This is a genomic window from Bradyrhizobium sp. (genome assembly GCF_004799445.1).
In the GTDB taxonomy this organism is placed as follows: Bacteria; Pseudomonadota; Alphaproteobacteria; order Rhizobiales; family Xanthobacteraceae; genus Bradyrhizobium.
In genome coordinates this window covers 38,159-53,031 of the sequence record NZ_SSNA01000123.1, presented here as the reverse complement: position 1 = coordinate 53,031, position 14,873 = coordinate 38,159, and the positions used below count along the sequence as shown (strand labels likewise).

General features: G+C 63.6%; 12 protein-coding genes. 6 read left to right on the top strand and 6 right to left on the bottom strand.

The window, feature by feature from the left end; translation table 11 throughout:
* Window positions 1–47: 47 nt before the first annotated feature.
* The gene (locus E8A46_RS17360) at window positions 48–1,235 is read left to right on the top strand and encodes an OpgC domain-containing protein (protein ID WP_291563307.1); all 1,188 of its coding nucleotides are present in this window, start codon (window positions 48–50) and stop codon (window positions 1,233–1,235) included.
* A gap of 96 nt (window positions 1,236–1,331) precedes the next feature.
* Here the strand turns inward: E8A46_RS17360 and E8A46_RS17355 are convergent, their stop codons facing one another.
* Window positions 1,332–1,889, bottom strand: coding sequence for a PAS domain-containing protein (locus E8A46_RS17355; protein WP_291563246.1), 558 nt, complete (start codon window positions 1,887–1,889; stop codon window positions 1,332–1,334).
* A 501-nt stretch (window positions 1,890–2,390) separates the two neighbouring features.
* Between E8A46_RS17355 and E8A46_RS17350 the strand changes: the two genes are divergently transcribed.
* Window positions 2,391–3,188 (top strand): rhomboid family intramembrane serine protease, encoded by a 798-nt coding sequence (locus E8A46_RS17350; protein WP_291563243.1) that lies wholly within the window; start codon window positions 2,391–2,393, stop codon window positions 3,186–3,188.
* Between the two features lie 201 nt (window positions 3,189–3,389).
* The gene (locus tag E8A46_RS17345) at window positions 3,390–3,818 is read left to right on the top strand and encodes a CBS domain-containing protein (protein ID WP_291563240.1); all 429 of its coding nucleotides are present in this window, start codon (window positions 3,390–3,392) and stop codon (window positions 3,816–3,818) included.
* 187 nt (window positions 3,819–4,005) lie between these two features.
* Here the strand turns inward: E8A46_RS17345 and E8A46_RS17340 are convergent, their stop codons facing one another.
* A complete protein-coding gene (locus E8A46_RS17340) occupies window positions 4,006–5,007 on the bottom strand; it encodes a patatin-like phospholipase family protein (RefSeq protein ID WP_291563237.1) in 1,002 nt (333 codons plus the stop codon).
* A gap of 211 nt (window positions 5,008–5,218) precedes the next feature.
* Here E8A46_RS17340 and E8A46_RS17335 point away from each other — a divergent pair, with 211 nt between their 5' ends.
* Together E8A46_RS17335 and E8A46_RS17330 are read left to right on the top strand one after the other, a co-directional pair.
* The gene (locus E8A46_RS17335) at window positions 5,219–6,283 is read left to right on the top strand and encodes a hypothetical protein (RefSeq protein ID WP_291563234.1); all 1,065 of its coding nucleotides are present in this window, start codon (window positions 5,219–5,221) and stop codon (window positions 6,281–6,283) included.
* Window positions 6,284–6,476: 193 nt separating this feature from the next.
* On the top strand, window positions 6,477–8,948 hold the full coding sequence (locus E8A46_RS17330; RefSeq protein WP_291563232.1) for an EAL domain-containing protein: 2,472 nt from the start codon (window positions 6,477–6,479) through the stop codon (window positions 8,946–8,948).
* Between the two features lie 137 nt (window positions 8,949–9,085).
* Here the strand turns inward: E8A46_RS17330 and E8A46_RS17325 are convergent, their stop codons facing one another.
* The 3 genes from E8A46_RS17325 to thrS all read right to left on the bottom strand — a co-directional run bounded on the left by E8A46_RS17325 (window position 9,086) and on the right by thrS (window position 12,049).
* Entirely contained in the window at window positions 9,086–9,649 is a 564-nt protein-coding gene (locus tag E8A46_RS17325; RefSeq protein ID WP_291563305.1) for a nitroreductase, read from the bottom strand.
* A gap of 145 nt (window positions 9,650–9,794) precedes the next feature.
* A complete protein-coding gene (locus E8A46_RS17320) occupies window positions 9,795–10,001 on the bottom strand; it encodes a hypothetical protein (RefSeq protein WP_291563229.1) in 207 nt (68 codons plus the stop codon).
* Window positions 10,001–12,049, bottom strand: a complete 2,049-nt coding sequence (gene thrS, locus E8A46_RS17315) for a threonine--tRNA ligase (RefSeq protein ID WP_291563227.1) — start codon at window positions 12,047–12,049, stop codon at window positions 10,001–10,003. Before thrS ends, E8A46_RS17320 begins: the two co-directional genes overlap by 1 nt.
* A 189-nt stretch (window positions 12,050–12,238) precedes the next feature.
* Here thrS and E8A46_RS17310 point away from each other — a divergent pair, with 189 nt between their 5' ends.
* Window positions 12,239–13,420, top strand: coding sequence for an MFS transporter (locus E8A46_RS17310; protein WP_291563224.1), 1,182 nt, complete (start codon window positions 12,239–12,241; stop codon window positions 13,418–13,420).
* Between the two features lie 40 nt (window positions 13,421–13,460).
* Here E8A46_RS17310 and E8A46_RS17305 read toward each other — a convergent pair whose 3' ends face one another.
* A complete protein-coding gene (locus E8A46_RS17305; RefSeq protein WP_291563220.1) occupies window positions 13,461–14,741 on the bottom strand; it encodes an alpha/beta hydrolase in 1,281 nt (426 codons plus the stop codon).
* Between the last annotated feature and the right edge of the window lie 132 nt (window positions 14,742–14,873).

Sequence of the window (14,873 nt, the reverse complement as noted above, 5' to 3'; positions counted from 1 at the left end):
TTTGACCCTTGTCGCGATGCGCAACAAGACAAAATGGATCAGGCATGATGGCCAGTCAGGATAAGGTATCTCTATCGCACGCCGTCGAGCGCGATCTCCGGCTTGATCTGTTCCGCGGCGTCGGGCTGTGGATGATCTTCCTCGACCACATTCCGGACGACTTCGTCGCCTGGCTGACCCTGCGCAATTACGGCTTCAGCGACGCCGCCGAGTGCTTCGTGTTCATTTCCGGTTATCTGGCCGGCTACATCTACGGTCCGATCATACGCGCCGGGCATTTTCTCGCTGCCCTCAAGCGGCTGTGGACGCGCGTGTGGCAGATGTACGTTGCCCACATCATGCTGTTCCTGCTGTTCACGGCGCAGATCGCGCGCACGGTCAGGAAATTCGACAACCCCATGTATGAGGATGAGTTCAACGTTCACAATTTCCTCCAGCATCCGGACGTTCTGATCGGGCAGGCGCTCACGCTGCGCTACAAGCCGGTCGACCTCGACGTGCTGCCGCTCTACATATCGCTGGTGGCCGCTTCTCCGCTGATCCTGTGGTGCCTGTTGCGCCGTCCGAACTGGACCTTGCTGGCCTCGATCCTGCTGTACATTGGGGCGCGCCTGTTCGACTGGAATTTGGCCTCGTATCCGCCGGGGACACACTGGTACTTCAATCCGTTCGCCTGGCAATTGCTGTTCGTGTTCGCTGCATGGTGTGGCGTTGGCGCCGTCGCCCAGATTCAAAGCATCATCCAGTCTCGCGCGGCGCTGATACTGGCTTGCGCGTGGATAGCGTTCTCATTCCTGATCGTGATGACCTGGCACGTTCCGATGCTGGATGCCATGGTGCCGAAATGGATGATCAAACTGATCTATCCGATCGACAAGACCGACCTCGATATGCTGCGCTTCACGCACTTCCTCGCTTTGGCGCTGATCGTCTCGCGATATTTCCCGCGCAAATCGGAGATCCTAGCTTCCAAATGGCTGCGCCCGATGATCATGTGCGGCCAGCATTCGCTGCCGCTGTTTTGCTTCGGCGTATTCCTGTCCTTTGGCGCGCACTGGTTTTTGGTGCAGTACTCCCACGGCCTCTCGGCGCAACTTTTCGTCAGCGTTGGCGGCATCCTGATCATGGTTGGGTTGGCATGGCTTCTGGGTCGGGCCCAGAAGGTCCCCGATCTGTTCGTCGATGCGGCCGAGTTCGACGAAGGCAAGCCGGCGCTGGAACCCGGGAAGGCGTAACCCCCGGCGCACCGCTGCAGCTTGCGTGCTTTCCGGCGCCGCGCTTCGTCAAGCGCAGGCAAGCATCGTTGCCGGGATCGATCGATCAGCGGGCGTCTAGCGCAGGCCCTCATAGACTATCAGTCCGCGCGCGACCCTGAGCTTCCGCAATGCGCGGGGAACCAGACGCTGCGGTTGGTGGCCGAGATAGCGCCACGAGGTCAGCTTGAAATCCCGCAGCACGCGGTGTCCGCCTTCAAATGGGGCGAGCAATCCGGTCAGGCTGAGCGGCATGTGGGGGCGGCTGTTGAATGGCAGCAGCAGCAATTCCAGATGCGATGTCGTGCCATCTTCCGCCGTCGCGGTGATGCCGGCGACCGCGGCCAGCATTTCCTCGGTCACCACCGTGATGATGTCTTCGATCTCGCGGCGGACGTCCTGGACAAACAGCGACGAAAAGCTTCGATCCCTGAGATCCTGACCGAGCAGCGCGCAGAGCCTGGTGCCGGCGACGCGGAACGGGTAGCCGGCGGCGCTGTCGTAGGACAGCACGAAGATATCGCCGAGCAGTTCGCGCACCGCGCCGGGTTCGATCTCGCTGCGGTCCGGTGCGCGCGCGCCGGCGCGCTTCTCATCCCAATAGGCGAAAAACTCGCGGCTGGACGGATGTTTCATGTCTTGCCCTTGCCCCTGGACCCGGCGCGGCGGGACATATCTGTCCCGCAATCACGCACACGCCTGCCTCGGTTTGTTGTGCAGGACCGGCTTTGCAGCGTCCATGCCGCAGCGGCTGTAGGCGCCGGCTTTGCGCCGTTAACGTTAAGTTAACTATCGCCTTGGCGGTCGACGGCAGCCTGCTAGTGTCCGCGCACTCGATCCCCCGCCGGTTTTCTCCAGGTTCCGGCGGGTTGTGACACAGGCGGCGTCGAACAGATTGGTCGCTTGCGCGGGGAGGGGTGGGGATGTCGTCCCGGGGCCTTCGCGCAGGAAGATCAGCGGCAAGCAGAGGGAGGGCTTTCTCAGAGCCCTCCCTTTTTGTTTGGCCGTGCGGCATCTTGCGGCAACGCCATGGGTTTGACGGCTGTTCCTCGCGTCAATCGGCTTCCACTTCGCGCCAAAACGCTCTAATGGGGCCCAATCGCTCGCAAGAGCCGCCTTCTTGAGGTCTGCGCCCCCTTGGAATCTCCATCCGAATCCCCGCCGGAGTGGCCGCCGGCGCCCCCGCGCGAGCCGATCCTGACGCTGCCGGGCGCGCTGACTGCCTATGTGCTGCTGCTGGGGGTCATTCACCTGCGCGTGCTGCTGCCACCGGATCTGGAAAACTGGACCATCGACGTCTTCGGCTTCATTCCGAAGCGCTACGATTCGACGCTGCTGGCGATCGAGTTTCCCGGCGGCGAGGGCGCCAAGGTCTGGACCTTCGTGACCTATTCGCTGCTGCACGCCAATCTCAGCCATATCGGTTTCAACGTGCTGTGGCTGCTGCCGTTCGGCAGCGCGCTGGCGCGCCGCTTTGGCGCGGTCCGGTTTTTCGTTTTCATGGCGGTGACCGCCGCCGCCGGCGCGCTGGCGCATCTTGTCACCCATGAGCATGCGGTGGCGCCGATGATCGGCGCGTCGGCGTCGGTCTCGGGCACCATGGCGGCGGCGATTCGCTTTGCCTTCGTGCGCGGCAGCTTCCTGTCGTTCAGCCGCGGCGATGGCGATGCCGCCGCACAGGTGCCGGCGCTGTCGCTGATGCGCGCGCTGCGCGATACGCGCGTGCTCGGCTTTCTCGGCGTCTGGTTCGGCGTCAACATCATCTTCGGCGTCGGATCGATCGCCATCGGCGCGGACGGCGCCAGCGTCGCTTGGCAAGCGCATATCGGCGGCTTTCTCGCTGGTCTGTTGCTGTTTTCCCTGTTCGATCCGGTTCCGCGCGCGGCGCCCCATGCTGCAGATGCGTCCTCCGACGACGGACCCAACCGCAGCTGATCCTTTGCTTGCGGCGCAAGGCGATTTCATCCATCATCACGGCTTGATGCGGCACGGCCTTGGCCCCGCGGAATGTGCTCCGGGAAGCCGTGCGTTCCCAATGCGCCCGCAACGAAACCGGCGCTGAACTGTTGATTGAAAACTCGGGTGAATAAAGGCCGCGCTCGCTTAAGGGGCGCGATCGGATTCAAGGAGACGACAATGACGGTACGTGCAATTCTCGATACCAAAGGCCACAATATCCAGAGCGTCGAGCCGGAGGCGAAACTCTCCGCCGCCATCAAGATCCTGGGGGAGCGGAAGATCGGCGCCGTCCTGGTGATGAGCACGGGCCGCATCGAGGGCATCCTGTCGGAGCGCGACATCGTGCGCGTGCTCGGCGAACGCGGTGCTGCGGTGCTCGAGGAACCCGTCAGCGCGGTGATGACGCGCAAGGTCATCAGCTGCAAGCAGTCCGACACCGTTGCCGCGATCATGGAGATGATGACGCTCGGAAAATTCCGGCATCTGCCGGTGCTCGACGGCGAGCGGGTTGTCGGTTTGATTTCCATCGGCGACATCGTCAAATGGCGCGTGCGCGAATACGAGATGGAGCAAGAAGCGCTGCGCGATTACATCAAGACCGCCTGATCCCGGGCGAGAAGGCGCTCAGCGCAGCTTGTCGGCCGCCGCATCCACATTGGCGGATAACAACGCGATCAGCAAAAATGGTGTCCTGTTTGGCGTCAGATCGCGCGGCAAAGTCGTTAAGCTGCGGATGATGTTATCGCCAAATCCTCACACCTCGGGTCAAGCCCCGAGGGCATGCTTTGGTGGATCATGCGCCGGGCGCCAGAATGTGGATCGCTTCCTGGATCGAGATGATGGCGCGTTCGGCGGCGCGCGCGCCATGCGCGATCAGATCGTCGGCGCGGTGGAAATCAAACCAGCCGATTTGACCGACCCGCGGCGAGATCAACATATCGGGTGGATCGCCGGCGAGGCGGGCGCGGGTGATGCGGTCCTGCATGATGTTGAAGGCGTCCACCATCACCGAAGAGATGCCCGGCCGTCCGCCGCTGCCGAAAAATTCGCGCTTCACGGTGCGTTCCGCGGAAAACAACCTGCCGAGACCGCGCTTCGGCGCGGGGATCTCGACCGTGATCTCCGGCGCTGCGGCCGATGCGCCGTGCGAATAGACCGTCGTTGCGTGCGTGAAGACGTCGCTCGAGAGGTTGGCGGCGATCACGATTTCCGCGCCCATCGCCCGCGCCGCCGACACCGGTACCGGATTGACCAGCGCGCCGTCGACCAGCCACCGGTCGCCCACCAGTACCGGCGCGAATATCCCGGGCAGCGCATAGGAGGCGCGCATCGCATCGACCACGCGGCCATGGGTCAGCCAGATTTCGTGGCCGGTGCGGACCTCGGTCGCTACGGTGGCAAATTTCAGCGGCAGGTCCTCGATCAGGGTCTGGCCCATGGCGAGTTCGAGCTGGGCAGCAAGCTTGTCGCCGCCGATCAGGCCTGAACCGTTGAGACGGATATCCAGATAGCCCAGGATATTCCGCGGCCGCAGGCTGCGCGCCCATTCTTCAAGCGTATCGAGATGCCCGGCGGCGTAGGCCCCGCCGACCACCGCGCCGATCGAGGTGCCGACCACGACATTGGGGATGATGCCGTGGGCGATCAATGTCCTGACGATTCCGATATGGGCAAATCCGCGCGCGGCGCCGCCGCCGAGCGCCAGCCCGATCACCGGCCGCCGGATGGTGCCGAGCCCCACCTTGTCGCGGCCATCGGATCCATTTTGGCCGCGCCCGATCAAATTATCCAGCACCGAGGCAATCTCCTGAGGAACGCAAGGCTACAAGCTGCGGCCCGATCCTGCCAGAATCGACCACAAGCATGGTTTATGCCGCGGTGGGGGACGGAATGTGACGCGTCCGCGGTCCCCGGAAGGTAATATCTGGCGGCCTTGCCGGTTCCACGGCGCCCATCTGTATACCAGAGGCTTGAATTTGCCGCGTTTTCAGTGAAAAGCATCGGTTATGACGATGGGAAGTCAAGGCATCAACGGATCCAGGCGGGGCGCAAGCGGGCTTGCGATGCTCTTGCTTGCCGCAATTCTGGTCGCCGCGGTCCCAGTCTCCGTTTCGGCTCAGATGTTTACCGATCGGCCGCCACCGGTACCCCCGGCCTCGGTTCCGGAAGCCCCGGCAGGGCCGGCCATGAATCTGGCGCCTTCCTCCGGCCCGGCATCGATGCCGAATCTGCCCGCGCCGTTGACGCAGCCCCCGCCCCCGATCGCCAACGTGGCACCGCCGGTGGTCGCGCCCTCCAGCGCATCGCCGCCCAACCAGGCCGTGCTGGCGCTCACGGCCCGTTACGGCAAGGATCTGCCGGTCATCAACAACGGGCTGGTGTGGCGGGTATTTTCAGACCGGCCGGACGAGACCGGCGCGTTCAAACTGATTCGCGAGGAACGCGGCGCGACGCCGAATATCGTGCTGCCGCCGGGCAGCTATGTGGTCCATGTCGCGCTTGGACTGGTCAGCGCGGTGCGGCCGGTGACCCTGAAGGCCGAGACCGACCGCGAATCCTTCGTGCTTCCGGCGGGCGGCCTGCGCATCGAAGGCCGCGTCGGCACTTCGAAGATTCCGCAGAACCAGATTTCGTTCGCGATCTACAAGGGCAGCCAGTTTGAAGTCGGCGAGCGCGCCTCGCTGGTACCCAACGTTGCCGCCGGCGATGTCGCGCTGCTGCCGGAGGGCACCTACTACATCATCTCCAACTACGGCGACGCCAATTCCGTGGTGCGCTCGGACATTCGCGTCCAGGCCGGCAAGCTGACCGACGTGATCATCACCCATCGCGCCGCGGTCATCACCCTGAAGCTGGTCAGCGACCGCGGCGGCGAGGCGCTGGCGAACACCGCGTGGTCCGTGATCACGCCGGGCGGCGACATCATCAAGGAATCGATCGGCGCATTCCCCCGCGTCGTGTTGTCCGAAGGCGAATATCGCGCCATCGCCAAGAACGAGGGCAAGGTGTACGACCGCCCCTTCAATGTCGTCAACGGCGTCGACGGCGAGGTCGAGGTCGTCGCGCGCTAGTCTTTTTCGCCGCCGGATCGGGATGTCACGCTCACTGCGACGACTGTCATAGTCTCTAATGCCCACTAACCATCGCGCGACTTAAAACCGTCATAATCGCCGGTTCGCCGCCTCACGCCCGCAATTTTTACAGCGCATTAAGCGCGGCTGCATTGGATGACCCGCGAAATTGTTGCGCGTTGTGGGGAATGTCATGCTTGCTGCCAGGAAGCCATCGGGGAAACTCAATACGGAAATGTTCGATGATGTCCCGGTCCTGCAGCGCAAGTGGCAGGCGGCACTGCGGCCGGGCGAAAGGCTGCCGCGATATGAAGATGTGATGCTGGGAAGCCTCGGCCGGCTGGCGGATCACATCGTCCTGCTCAAGGACAACAACAACGTGCTCGAAGTGTCGCGCGCCGGCCGCTACGTCCAGAAATGGCTGGGCGACGACCGCTGGGACATCCCCGTCACCGCGCTGTCACCCGATTGCGCCACCGCGCTCGGCGAAGCCGCCGCCTGCGCGGTCGCCAACGGCCGTCCCTACCTTTCCGCTGCGCATTGCGTACGCGATGGGGTGGTTCAGACCTATGATGTGCTGGCGATGCCGACATCGTCGCGCTGGGGCAGCACCCTGATCGGCGCCTATGTCAACGAGCGGGCTCCTTCCTACAATCTGCTCGATGCGATTTTCTCCGCGACCGACGAGGGCGTGCTGTCGCTCGCGGCGATTCGCGATTCCGAGGCGCGGCCGTTCGACTTCCAGATCGTTCACCACAATCAGGGCGCCTCACGGCTGCTGAAGGTGCCTTCGACCGGATTGCTGTGGCGCCGGCTCAGCGCCGGGGGGAATCTCCTGTGTTCGCCCGAGGTCGTCGAGCGGTTGCTGGCGGTCGTCAGCAGCGGCAACCGCGACCAGTTCGAAATCGACAGCGACGATCGCAACCTGAAACTGGGCGCAACCGCATTCGGCGACATTCTCTCGCTGACGGTTTCCGATGTCACGGCGCTGAAGCGGCGTGAGGCCTCGTTTCGACTGCTGTTCGACAACAACCCGATGCCGATGTGGGTGTTCGATGCCGAAACGACCGGGTTTCTGAGCGTCAATGACGCGGCTGTGCAGCATTACGGATATAGCCGTGCGACGTTCCTGCGCATGAAGCTCCAGGAGATCTGGCCAAGGGATGAGTGGGTAAGTCATTCGGAGGCGCTGCAGCAGATCGGCGAGGCCTATCATTCCAGCGGCAACTGGCGGCATCTCAAGGCCGACGGTAGCGAGATTCACGTGCTGACGTTCGGACGGCGCGTGGTGTTCGAGGGACGCGACGGCTACCTCGTCGCCGTTGTCGACATCACCGAACGGCGCAAGGCCGAGGCGCGGATCGCCTACATGGCTCACCACGATGGCCTGACCAATCTGCCGAACCGGGAATCTTATCAGGATCGTCTTCGCCAGGCGCTGGAGCATGGCCAGAGCGGAAGCAACAGAGTGGCGGTGCTGTGCGTCGATCTCGACCTGTTCAAGAACGTCAACGATTCGTTCGGTCACCCGATGGGCGACCGCCTCTTGAGGCTGGTCGCCGACCGGCTGCGGTCGCAGGTTCGGGGCAACAATCTGGCGGCCCGGCTCGGCGGCGACGAGTTTGCGGTGATCCTTGCCTCCGAGGTCTCGCCGAACGAGGTCAGCGATTTTTCCGCCCGATTGATCAAGATATTGAGCGCAAGCTATGACATCGACGGCATTGAGGTCGTCATCGGCGCCAGCATCGGCGTTGCGCTGTCGCCCGGCGACGGCAGCACCACCGAGGAGCTGATGCGCAACGCCGACATGGCGCTGTACCGGGCGAAGTCCGACGGCGGCGGTGTTCACCGCTTCTTCGAACGGGAGATGGATCGGCTGGCGCAAAAGCGCCGCGACATGGAGCTGGACCTGCGCCGCGCCTTCGCCAATGGCGAGTTCGAGCTTCATTATCAGCCGCTGGTGGACATCGCCGCTGACCGGATCAGCGGCTTTGAATCTCTGCTGCGCTGGCGGCACCCCGAAAAAGGCATGATCTCGCCGGCGGATTTCATTCCGGTCGCCGAGGACATCGGACTGATCGTCTCGCTCGGCGAATGGGTGTTGCGGGAGGCCTGCACCGAGGCGGCCAAATGGCCCGATGCCATCAAGGTCGCGGTCAATCTGTCGCCGGTGCAGTTTCGTAGCCGCAATCTGGTCCAGGCGGTGATCTCGGCCTTGGCGCATTCCGGATTGTCGCCGTTGCGGCTCGAGCTTGAAATCACCGAATCGCTGTTCCTGGCGGAGACCGAGGCCAATCTTGCGATCCTGCATCAGTTGCGTGGCCTTGGCATCAGCATCTCGATGGACGATTTCGGCACCGGCTATTCCAGCCTCAGCTACCTCCGAAGCTTTCCCTTCGACAAGATCAAGATCGACCGGTCGTTTGTAAAGGATATCGCCGAGCGCCCCGACTGTGTCGCGATCGTGAGAGCGATCTCCGGCCTTGGCCGCAGCCTGAACATCACCACCACGGCGGAAGGCGTCGAGACCATCGACCAGCTCGACTGGCTGCGCGCCGAAGGCTGCAATGAGGTGCAGGGCTTCCTGTTCAGTGCGGCGCGCCCCGCGGCCGATGTCGAAGCGCTGCTGTCCAAGTTCGGTGCGCTTGCGTCGCAAGCGGCGTGATAGTGAAGCCAGTGCGGCGGCGCGACTCCTCATGGTGAGGAGGCGCGCGAGCCCCGTCTCGAACCACGAGGCCGCGGTGGGGCCTCATCCTTCGAGACGCGCGCGAGAGGCGCGCTCCTCAGGATGAGGGATTCTCTCTAAAATCGCGTCACGATGTCCGAGAGTGCCGGTCGGGGGCGGTCTTCGCTTGTTTTCGGCGCCGTGCCGATATGGATCAGGCCAGCGAGCTTTTCGTCCGCCTTCAATCCGAGACCCTCGAGCACGTCGCGATCGAACGCGAACCAGCCGGTCAGCCAGCACGCGCCATAGCCGAGCGCGGTCGCCGCGGTGACGATGTTCATCGAGCTCGCGCCGGCGGACAGTTCCTGTTCCCACGGCGGCACCTTGGGATGCGGTCTGGTGAAACTGACGACACCGATCACCAATGGCGCGTCGGTTAATCGCCGCTTCTCGACCTCGATCTCGGCGGGCGAGGCATTCGGGTTCTTTCGCGCGAACACTTTTGCGATGATCTCGCCGGCACGAACCCGCGCGTCGCCTTCGAACACGATAAAACGCCACGGCGCCAGCTTGCCGTGATCGGGCACCCGCGCGCCGATGGTCAGGATGGTTTCAAGCTCGGCGGGTGAGGGGCCGGGCCCGCTCATCTCGCGCGGTTTGACGGAGCGGCGGGTTTTCAGGAGGTCGATGGCGTCGGGCACGACAGTCTCTTTCATCGGAAATGATTCGGAATCGCATAGCACGCGAGACCGCCGGCCACGAGGCCGCAAGTCCGCGTTTGGACCGATTGTGATCGGAGATCTATTGCTTTCTCGGTTTCGTCACGGCGGGCATGCCGGCCCAAGTCTATTTTGGTCGGGCTTTAACCGGCATCTTCGCTGCTCGCTCCAGGAGATCCTTCCCGAGATCCTCCAAAATCTCCCGCGTCGCCAGAAACAGGCTGTGGCCCTGATCGGTCTCGATGGCCAGCGCCACCACGGTCGGCTGGTTGGGATCAGGGATCAACTGGTAAGCCCTGATGGGGTAGGCTGGCAGTTCCTGTTCTTCGGCCATCAGGTTTCCAGCCGCGCCCGCTTCACATCCGGCGGTGTGGCCTCATCGACCAGCGCGGCGATCGCTTCATCGGTCGGCATCACCGTCTGCCCTTCGCTGCCGAGACGCCGGATCGAGACCGAATGGCTCTCGGCTTCCTTCTTGCCGACCACCAGCAGCGCCGGGATTTTCGCCAGCGAATGCTCGCGGACCTTGTAGTTGATCTTCTCGTTGCGCAGGTCGAGGTCGACGCGCAGTCCGGCGCGCCGCGCCGCGGCCGCGACCACCTTGGCGTAGTCGTCGCCTTCCGAGGTGATGGTGGTGACGACGGCCTGGACCGGCGCCAGCCAGAGCGGAAAATTGCCGGCGTAGTGTTCGATCAGGATACCGATGAAGCGTTCCATCGAGCCGCAGATCGCCCGATGCACCATGACCGGCGTCTTCTTCGAGCCGTCGGCATCGATGTAGAAGGCGCCGAACCGCTCCGGCAGATTGAAGTCGACCTGCGTGGTGCCGCACTGCCAGTCGCGGCCGATGGCATCGCGCAGCACGTATTCGAATTTCGGCCCGTAGAAGGCGCCTTCGCCGGGATTGATCGCGGTCTTGATGCGTTGATTGTGGCTCTTTGCCTCGATCTCGCTAAGCACCGTCGCCATCACGCGCTCGGCATGATCCCACATTTCGTCGGTGCCGACGCGCTTGTCCGGCCGGGTCGAGAGTTTTACCGTCAGTTCGCCCTCGAAGCCGAAATCGGCGTAGGTCGACAGGATCAGGTCGTTGATCTTGAGGCACTCGTCGGCGAGCTGCGCCTCGGTGTAGAACACATGCGCGTCGTCCTGGGTAAATCCGCGCACCCGCATCAGGCCGTGCATCGCGCCGGAGGGCTCGTAACGATGCACCACGCCGAATTCCGCCAAGCGTAGAGGCAGATCGCGATAGCTCTTCAAGCCATGCTTGAAAATCTGCACATGGCCGGGGCAGTTCATCGGCTTCAAGGCGAACCAGCGCTTGTCCTCGGCCTCGTCGCCGGCGGACTGGGCCGCGAACATGTTCTCGCGGTACCAATCCCAGTGGCCGGAGGTCTCCCACAGCACCTTGTCGAGAATCTGCGGTGCGTTGACCTCGCTGTAGTCGCCGGTGAGGCGGCGACGCATATAGGCGATCAGCGCCTGGAAGATGGTCCAGCCCTTGGCGTGCCAGAATACCACGCCGGGGCCTTCCTCCTGGAAGTGGAACAGGTCGAGTTCGCGTCCCAACTTGCGATGGTCGCGCTTTTCGGCTTCCTCGATCTGCCTCAGATAGGCGTCGAGGTCTTCCTGTTTGGCGAACGCCGTGCCGTAGATCCGCGTCAGCATCGGATTGTTGGAATCGCCGCGCCAATAGGCGCCGGCCACCTTCATCAATTTGAAGGCGCCTCCGATCTTGCCGGTCGAGGTCATGTGCGGGCCGCGGCACAGATCGAACCAGTCGCCCTGCTTGTAGATCTTGATGGTCTGGTCGGCTGGAATCGCATCGACCAGTTCGACCTTGAACATCTCGCCGTTGTCGCGGAACACCTGCTTGGTCTGTTCGCGATCCCAAATTTCTTTCGTGAACGGCTTATCGCGGGCGATGATCTCGCGCATCTTCTTTTCGATGGCGGCAAAATCTTCCGGCGTGAACGGCTCGTTGCGGAAGAAGTCGTAGTAGAAGCCGTTCTCGATCACCGGACCGATCGTGACCTGGGTGCCCGGCCACAGCGACTGCACCGCTTCGGCGAGCACATGGGCGGCGTCGTGCCGGATCAGTTCCAGCGCGCGCGGATCGTCGCGGGCGATGAACTCGATTTTCGCGTCATGCTCGATGGCATCGGCGAGATCGACCAAACCGCCGTCGAGCGCCATCGCCACCGTGCGCTTGGCCAGCGAGGGCGAAATGCCCTTGGCGATATCGAGGCCGGTGATGCCTTTGGGAAATTCGCGCCTGGCGCCGTCGGGAAAGGTGAGGGTGATCTTGTGCACGGGCTCGACCGGTTTCAGATTCGAGAGGCTGTACTGGAATCCTGACGCGGGCGTATTCTTGTCGGGCATGGCAGTCTCCTGTGGCTCACTCCTGCGAACGAGCGCAGGTAAGCGGGAACGAGCGGTATAGCAGGCGATTCGCGTGGCGCAATTGGGATCAAACGGAAAATCGGTGGAGTGACCGGGCCGCCTACCGGCGTCGCTAAATTATGCCTGCCACCCTTTTATTCCACGCCGGCGTGCTCTACATGCACTTGCATGAAAAATCCGGATTCCGACAGCCCGCTGCATCGCCGCTTCGCGCGCACCGCGCTGATGTTCGGAAATCTCGTCACCGGCTGCTCGGTGCTGGCGCCGGCGGGTATGTTGATCGAACTGTCGTCGGATCTCGGCGTCACGGTCCATGCGGCGGGATTGCTGATCACCTTCGGCGCGGTGGTGCTGTGCATCGGCTCGCCGCTGACGGCGTGGCTGACAAGCCGGATCGAGCGCCGCACCTTGCTCACGTCAACCCTCGCGGTGCTCGCGCTTGGTAACATCGCGTCGGCGTTTGCGCCGGACTACGCGTCCCTCTTGATCATTCGCCTGATCATGCTCGGGATCGGCGCGCTCTATACCCCGCAGGCGGCGGGCACCGCAGCGCTGATCGTTTCGCCGGAGAAGCGCGGCGGCACCATCGCCTATGTATTTCTGGGGTGGTCGCTCGCCGCCGCCATCGGGCTGCCGCTGATCACGTTCATGGCGAGCCGTTACGGCTGGCGCGTGGCCTATGGCGGCATCGGTGCGGCAGGCGCGCTCGGCTTTATTCTGCTGGCCTGGCGGTTGCCGGCCGGCCTGGTCGGCGCGCGGGTGGACCTCAAGACCTGGATCGACCTCGCGGGCAACCGGGCGATCATGGTGCTGTTGTTGATCACGACGCTGCTGATGTCGGGCCAGTTCGCCGTGTTCACCTTTATGGGGCCGCTGCTGGCCAAGCTGACCCGGGTCGGTTCCGACGCGGTCGGGCTGGTATTTGCGATCTACGGCCTGTGCGGTTTCACCGGGATCGCGATTGTCAGCCGCATCGTCGATTCCTGGGGCGCTTACAAGACGTCGGTCCTGTGCATCTCGCTGGTGCTGGCGGGGATCACGGGCTGGGGCCTGAGCGCGGGCAACTATCCGCTGATGGCTGGCTCGGTCGCGATCTGGGGATTGGGGTTTGCGTCGAGCAACTCGATGCAGCAGGTTCGGCTGGTCAGCGCCGCGCCGGCGCTGGCCTCGGCCTCCGTATCGCTCAACACGTCGGTGCTTTACGTCGGCCAGGCGATCGGTTCGGCGATCGGCGGCTTGTTGTATGCGCGCGAACTCCTGTACGGCATCGGCTATGCGGGCATGGCCTTTGTCGCCCTGGCGTTGATGACGGCGATCTCAACGCGCGGTTTCACCAGGGCGAAAAACTGAGGCGCAAGACCCGGGATTGAGACGCGGCCCGCGCGTCGGTCTATCGGTTGGGATAGGCGTCGCCGCTGCTTGCCGCGACCCGCGTCAGCGCCGGCGTTGACGCCATCTTGACCAGAACTTCCCTGACGGGGTTTGCGGTCCAGGCGTGGGTGACGTAATCGCGATGCGTCACTCCATCGGGAGTCTTCACGAAGACGACGCTGCCGGGGTGCAGCGGACCGTCCATGTCATCCGATACGGCGACGCCCTTGTCCCGCAGCATCTGCATCAATTCCTGGTCGTGCCGCTGGGTGTAACGCGTATAGGCGCTGACGAAGAAACCGGACCGGTTGTTGACGACCCAGGAAGCAAACTTGTCCAGCTCGCCGTACACCGCATCGAGCAGGAACACGCCGCGCACGCGGTTGCCGAGGCCGCCCACTTCCAGGCTCCAGGCCGTCGGGACGAAGCCGCCGCTATAGCCAACGATGATGACCGGCATGTTGGCGAACGCCTTGGCCGCGGCCGGATCGCCGTAGAGCTTGGCGAGATGATCGGCCGATTCCGTCACGAAGCGCTTGAGGCCGCCGGGCTGCCAGAACTTGCCGGCGCTGGAATCGGCGGCATTGACCGCAAGCTGGGGCGCCAGCAGCACCGCATTGACGCCGGAATCGGAGATCTGTTGCGGCACCAGCTGCCGGTCGCGCACGTCGCGCTCGAGCGTCGCGCCATTGCCATGGAAGAACACGACGATCACGCCGGGTTTGCGGATGTCGAAAGTCTCCGGGACATGCATCAGGACGCGGTTGTCGTTGAAGGTCTCGTCCTGCCAGAGGACCCGACCGCTGTAGCTGCGGTGGCCGCGCCGCTCGCCATTTGAAACGTTCAGGAATGGCTGTTCGGTGTGAGGATTGTTGCCGAAATAGGGGAACGCCGAGGATTTCAGGCTCACCAGCGTGGTCTGATCCTCGCGGGCCGGACGCTGGTACGGCACGGTCGGCGCCAGCGACGCGACCCGGTAAGGGGCGGGCTGCGGTTGCGCCTGCGCGGTACGCCGGTTAGAGGCGTCGGAGGTGGAGGCTTGCCGTTGCAACAGGCTCTCGCCTGGCGTCGGAAAGCGATCCTTGAACTGGGGTGTCGGGAAGCGGTCGTCGAACGAGTCGCCCTTGGTGCCCTGCACGTTGGCGGCAAGCGAACCGGCGCTCGGCGCCTGGCCGCACTGGACGAGAATGAATGACAGCGGGACCAACACCGACAGGATGCCGATCCAGCGCAATCGCGGCGAAGCAGCGTGAGGAGCGCGCGCGCGGTCGTGCCGCGCCGCGCCCGGTGTCCTCACCAAGGCTGCGCGATCGCACCTGCTATTTTTCGGATTGGCCCCGACCATCCACCCCATCGCCCCAATACCGCCCTCCTCGGCGCATGTCAGCGCGCTTGAGTTGCGGTAACGTTAACCTTCCGGGAATTTCTCCCC

Coding starts and splice junctions, on each gene's coding strand:
- E8A46_RS17345 (WP_291563240.1), top strand. CDS start 3,390: ATGACGGTACGTGCAATTCTCGATACCAAAGGCCACAATATCCAGAGC.
- E8A46_RS17310 (WP_291563224.1), top strand. CDS start 12,239: ATGAAAAATCCGGATTCCGACAGCCCGCTGCATCGCCGCTTCGCGCGC.
- E8A46_RS17355 (WP_291563246.1), bottom strand. CDS start 1,889: ATGAAACATCCGTCCAGCCGCGAGTTTTTCGCCTATTGGGATGAGAAG.
- E8A46_RS17320 (WP_291563229.1), bottom strand. CDS start 10,001: ATGGCCGAAGAACAGGAACTGCCAGCCTACCCCATCAGGGCTTACCAG.
- E8A46_RS17335 (WP_291563234.1), top strand. CDS start 5,219: ATGACGATGGGAAGTCAAGGCATCAACGGATCCAGGCGGGGCGCAAGC.
- thrS (WP_291563227.1), bottom strand. CDS start 12,049: ATGCCCGACAAGAATACGCCCGCGTCAGGATTCCAGTACAGCCTCTCG.
- E8A46_RS17330 (WP_291563232.1), top strand. CDS start 6,477: ATGCTTGCTGCCAGGAAGCCATCGGGGAAACTCAATACGGAAATGTTC.
- E8A46_RS17360 (WP_291563307.1), top strand. CDS start 48: ATGGCCAGTCAGGATAAGGTATCTCTATCGCACGCCGTCGAGCGCGAT.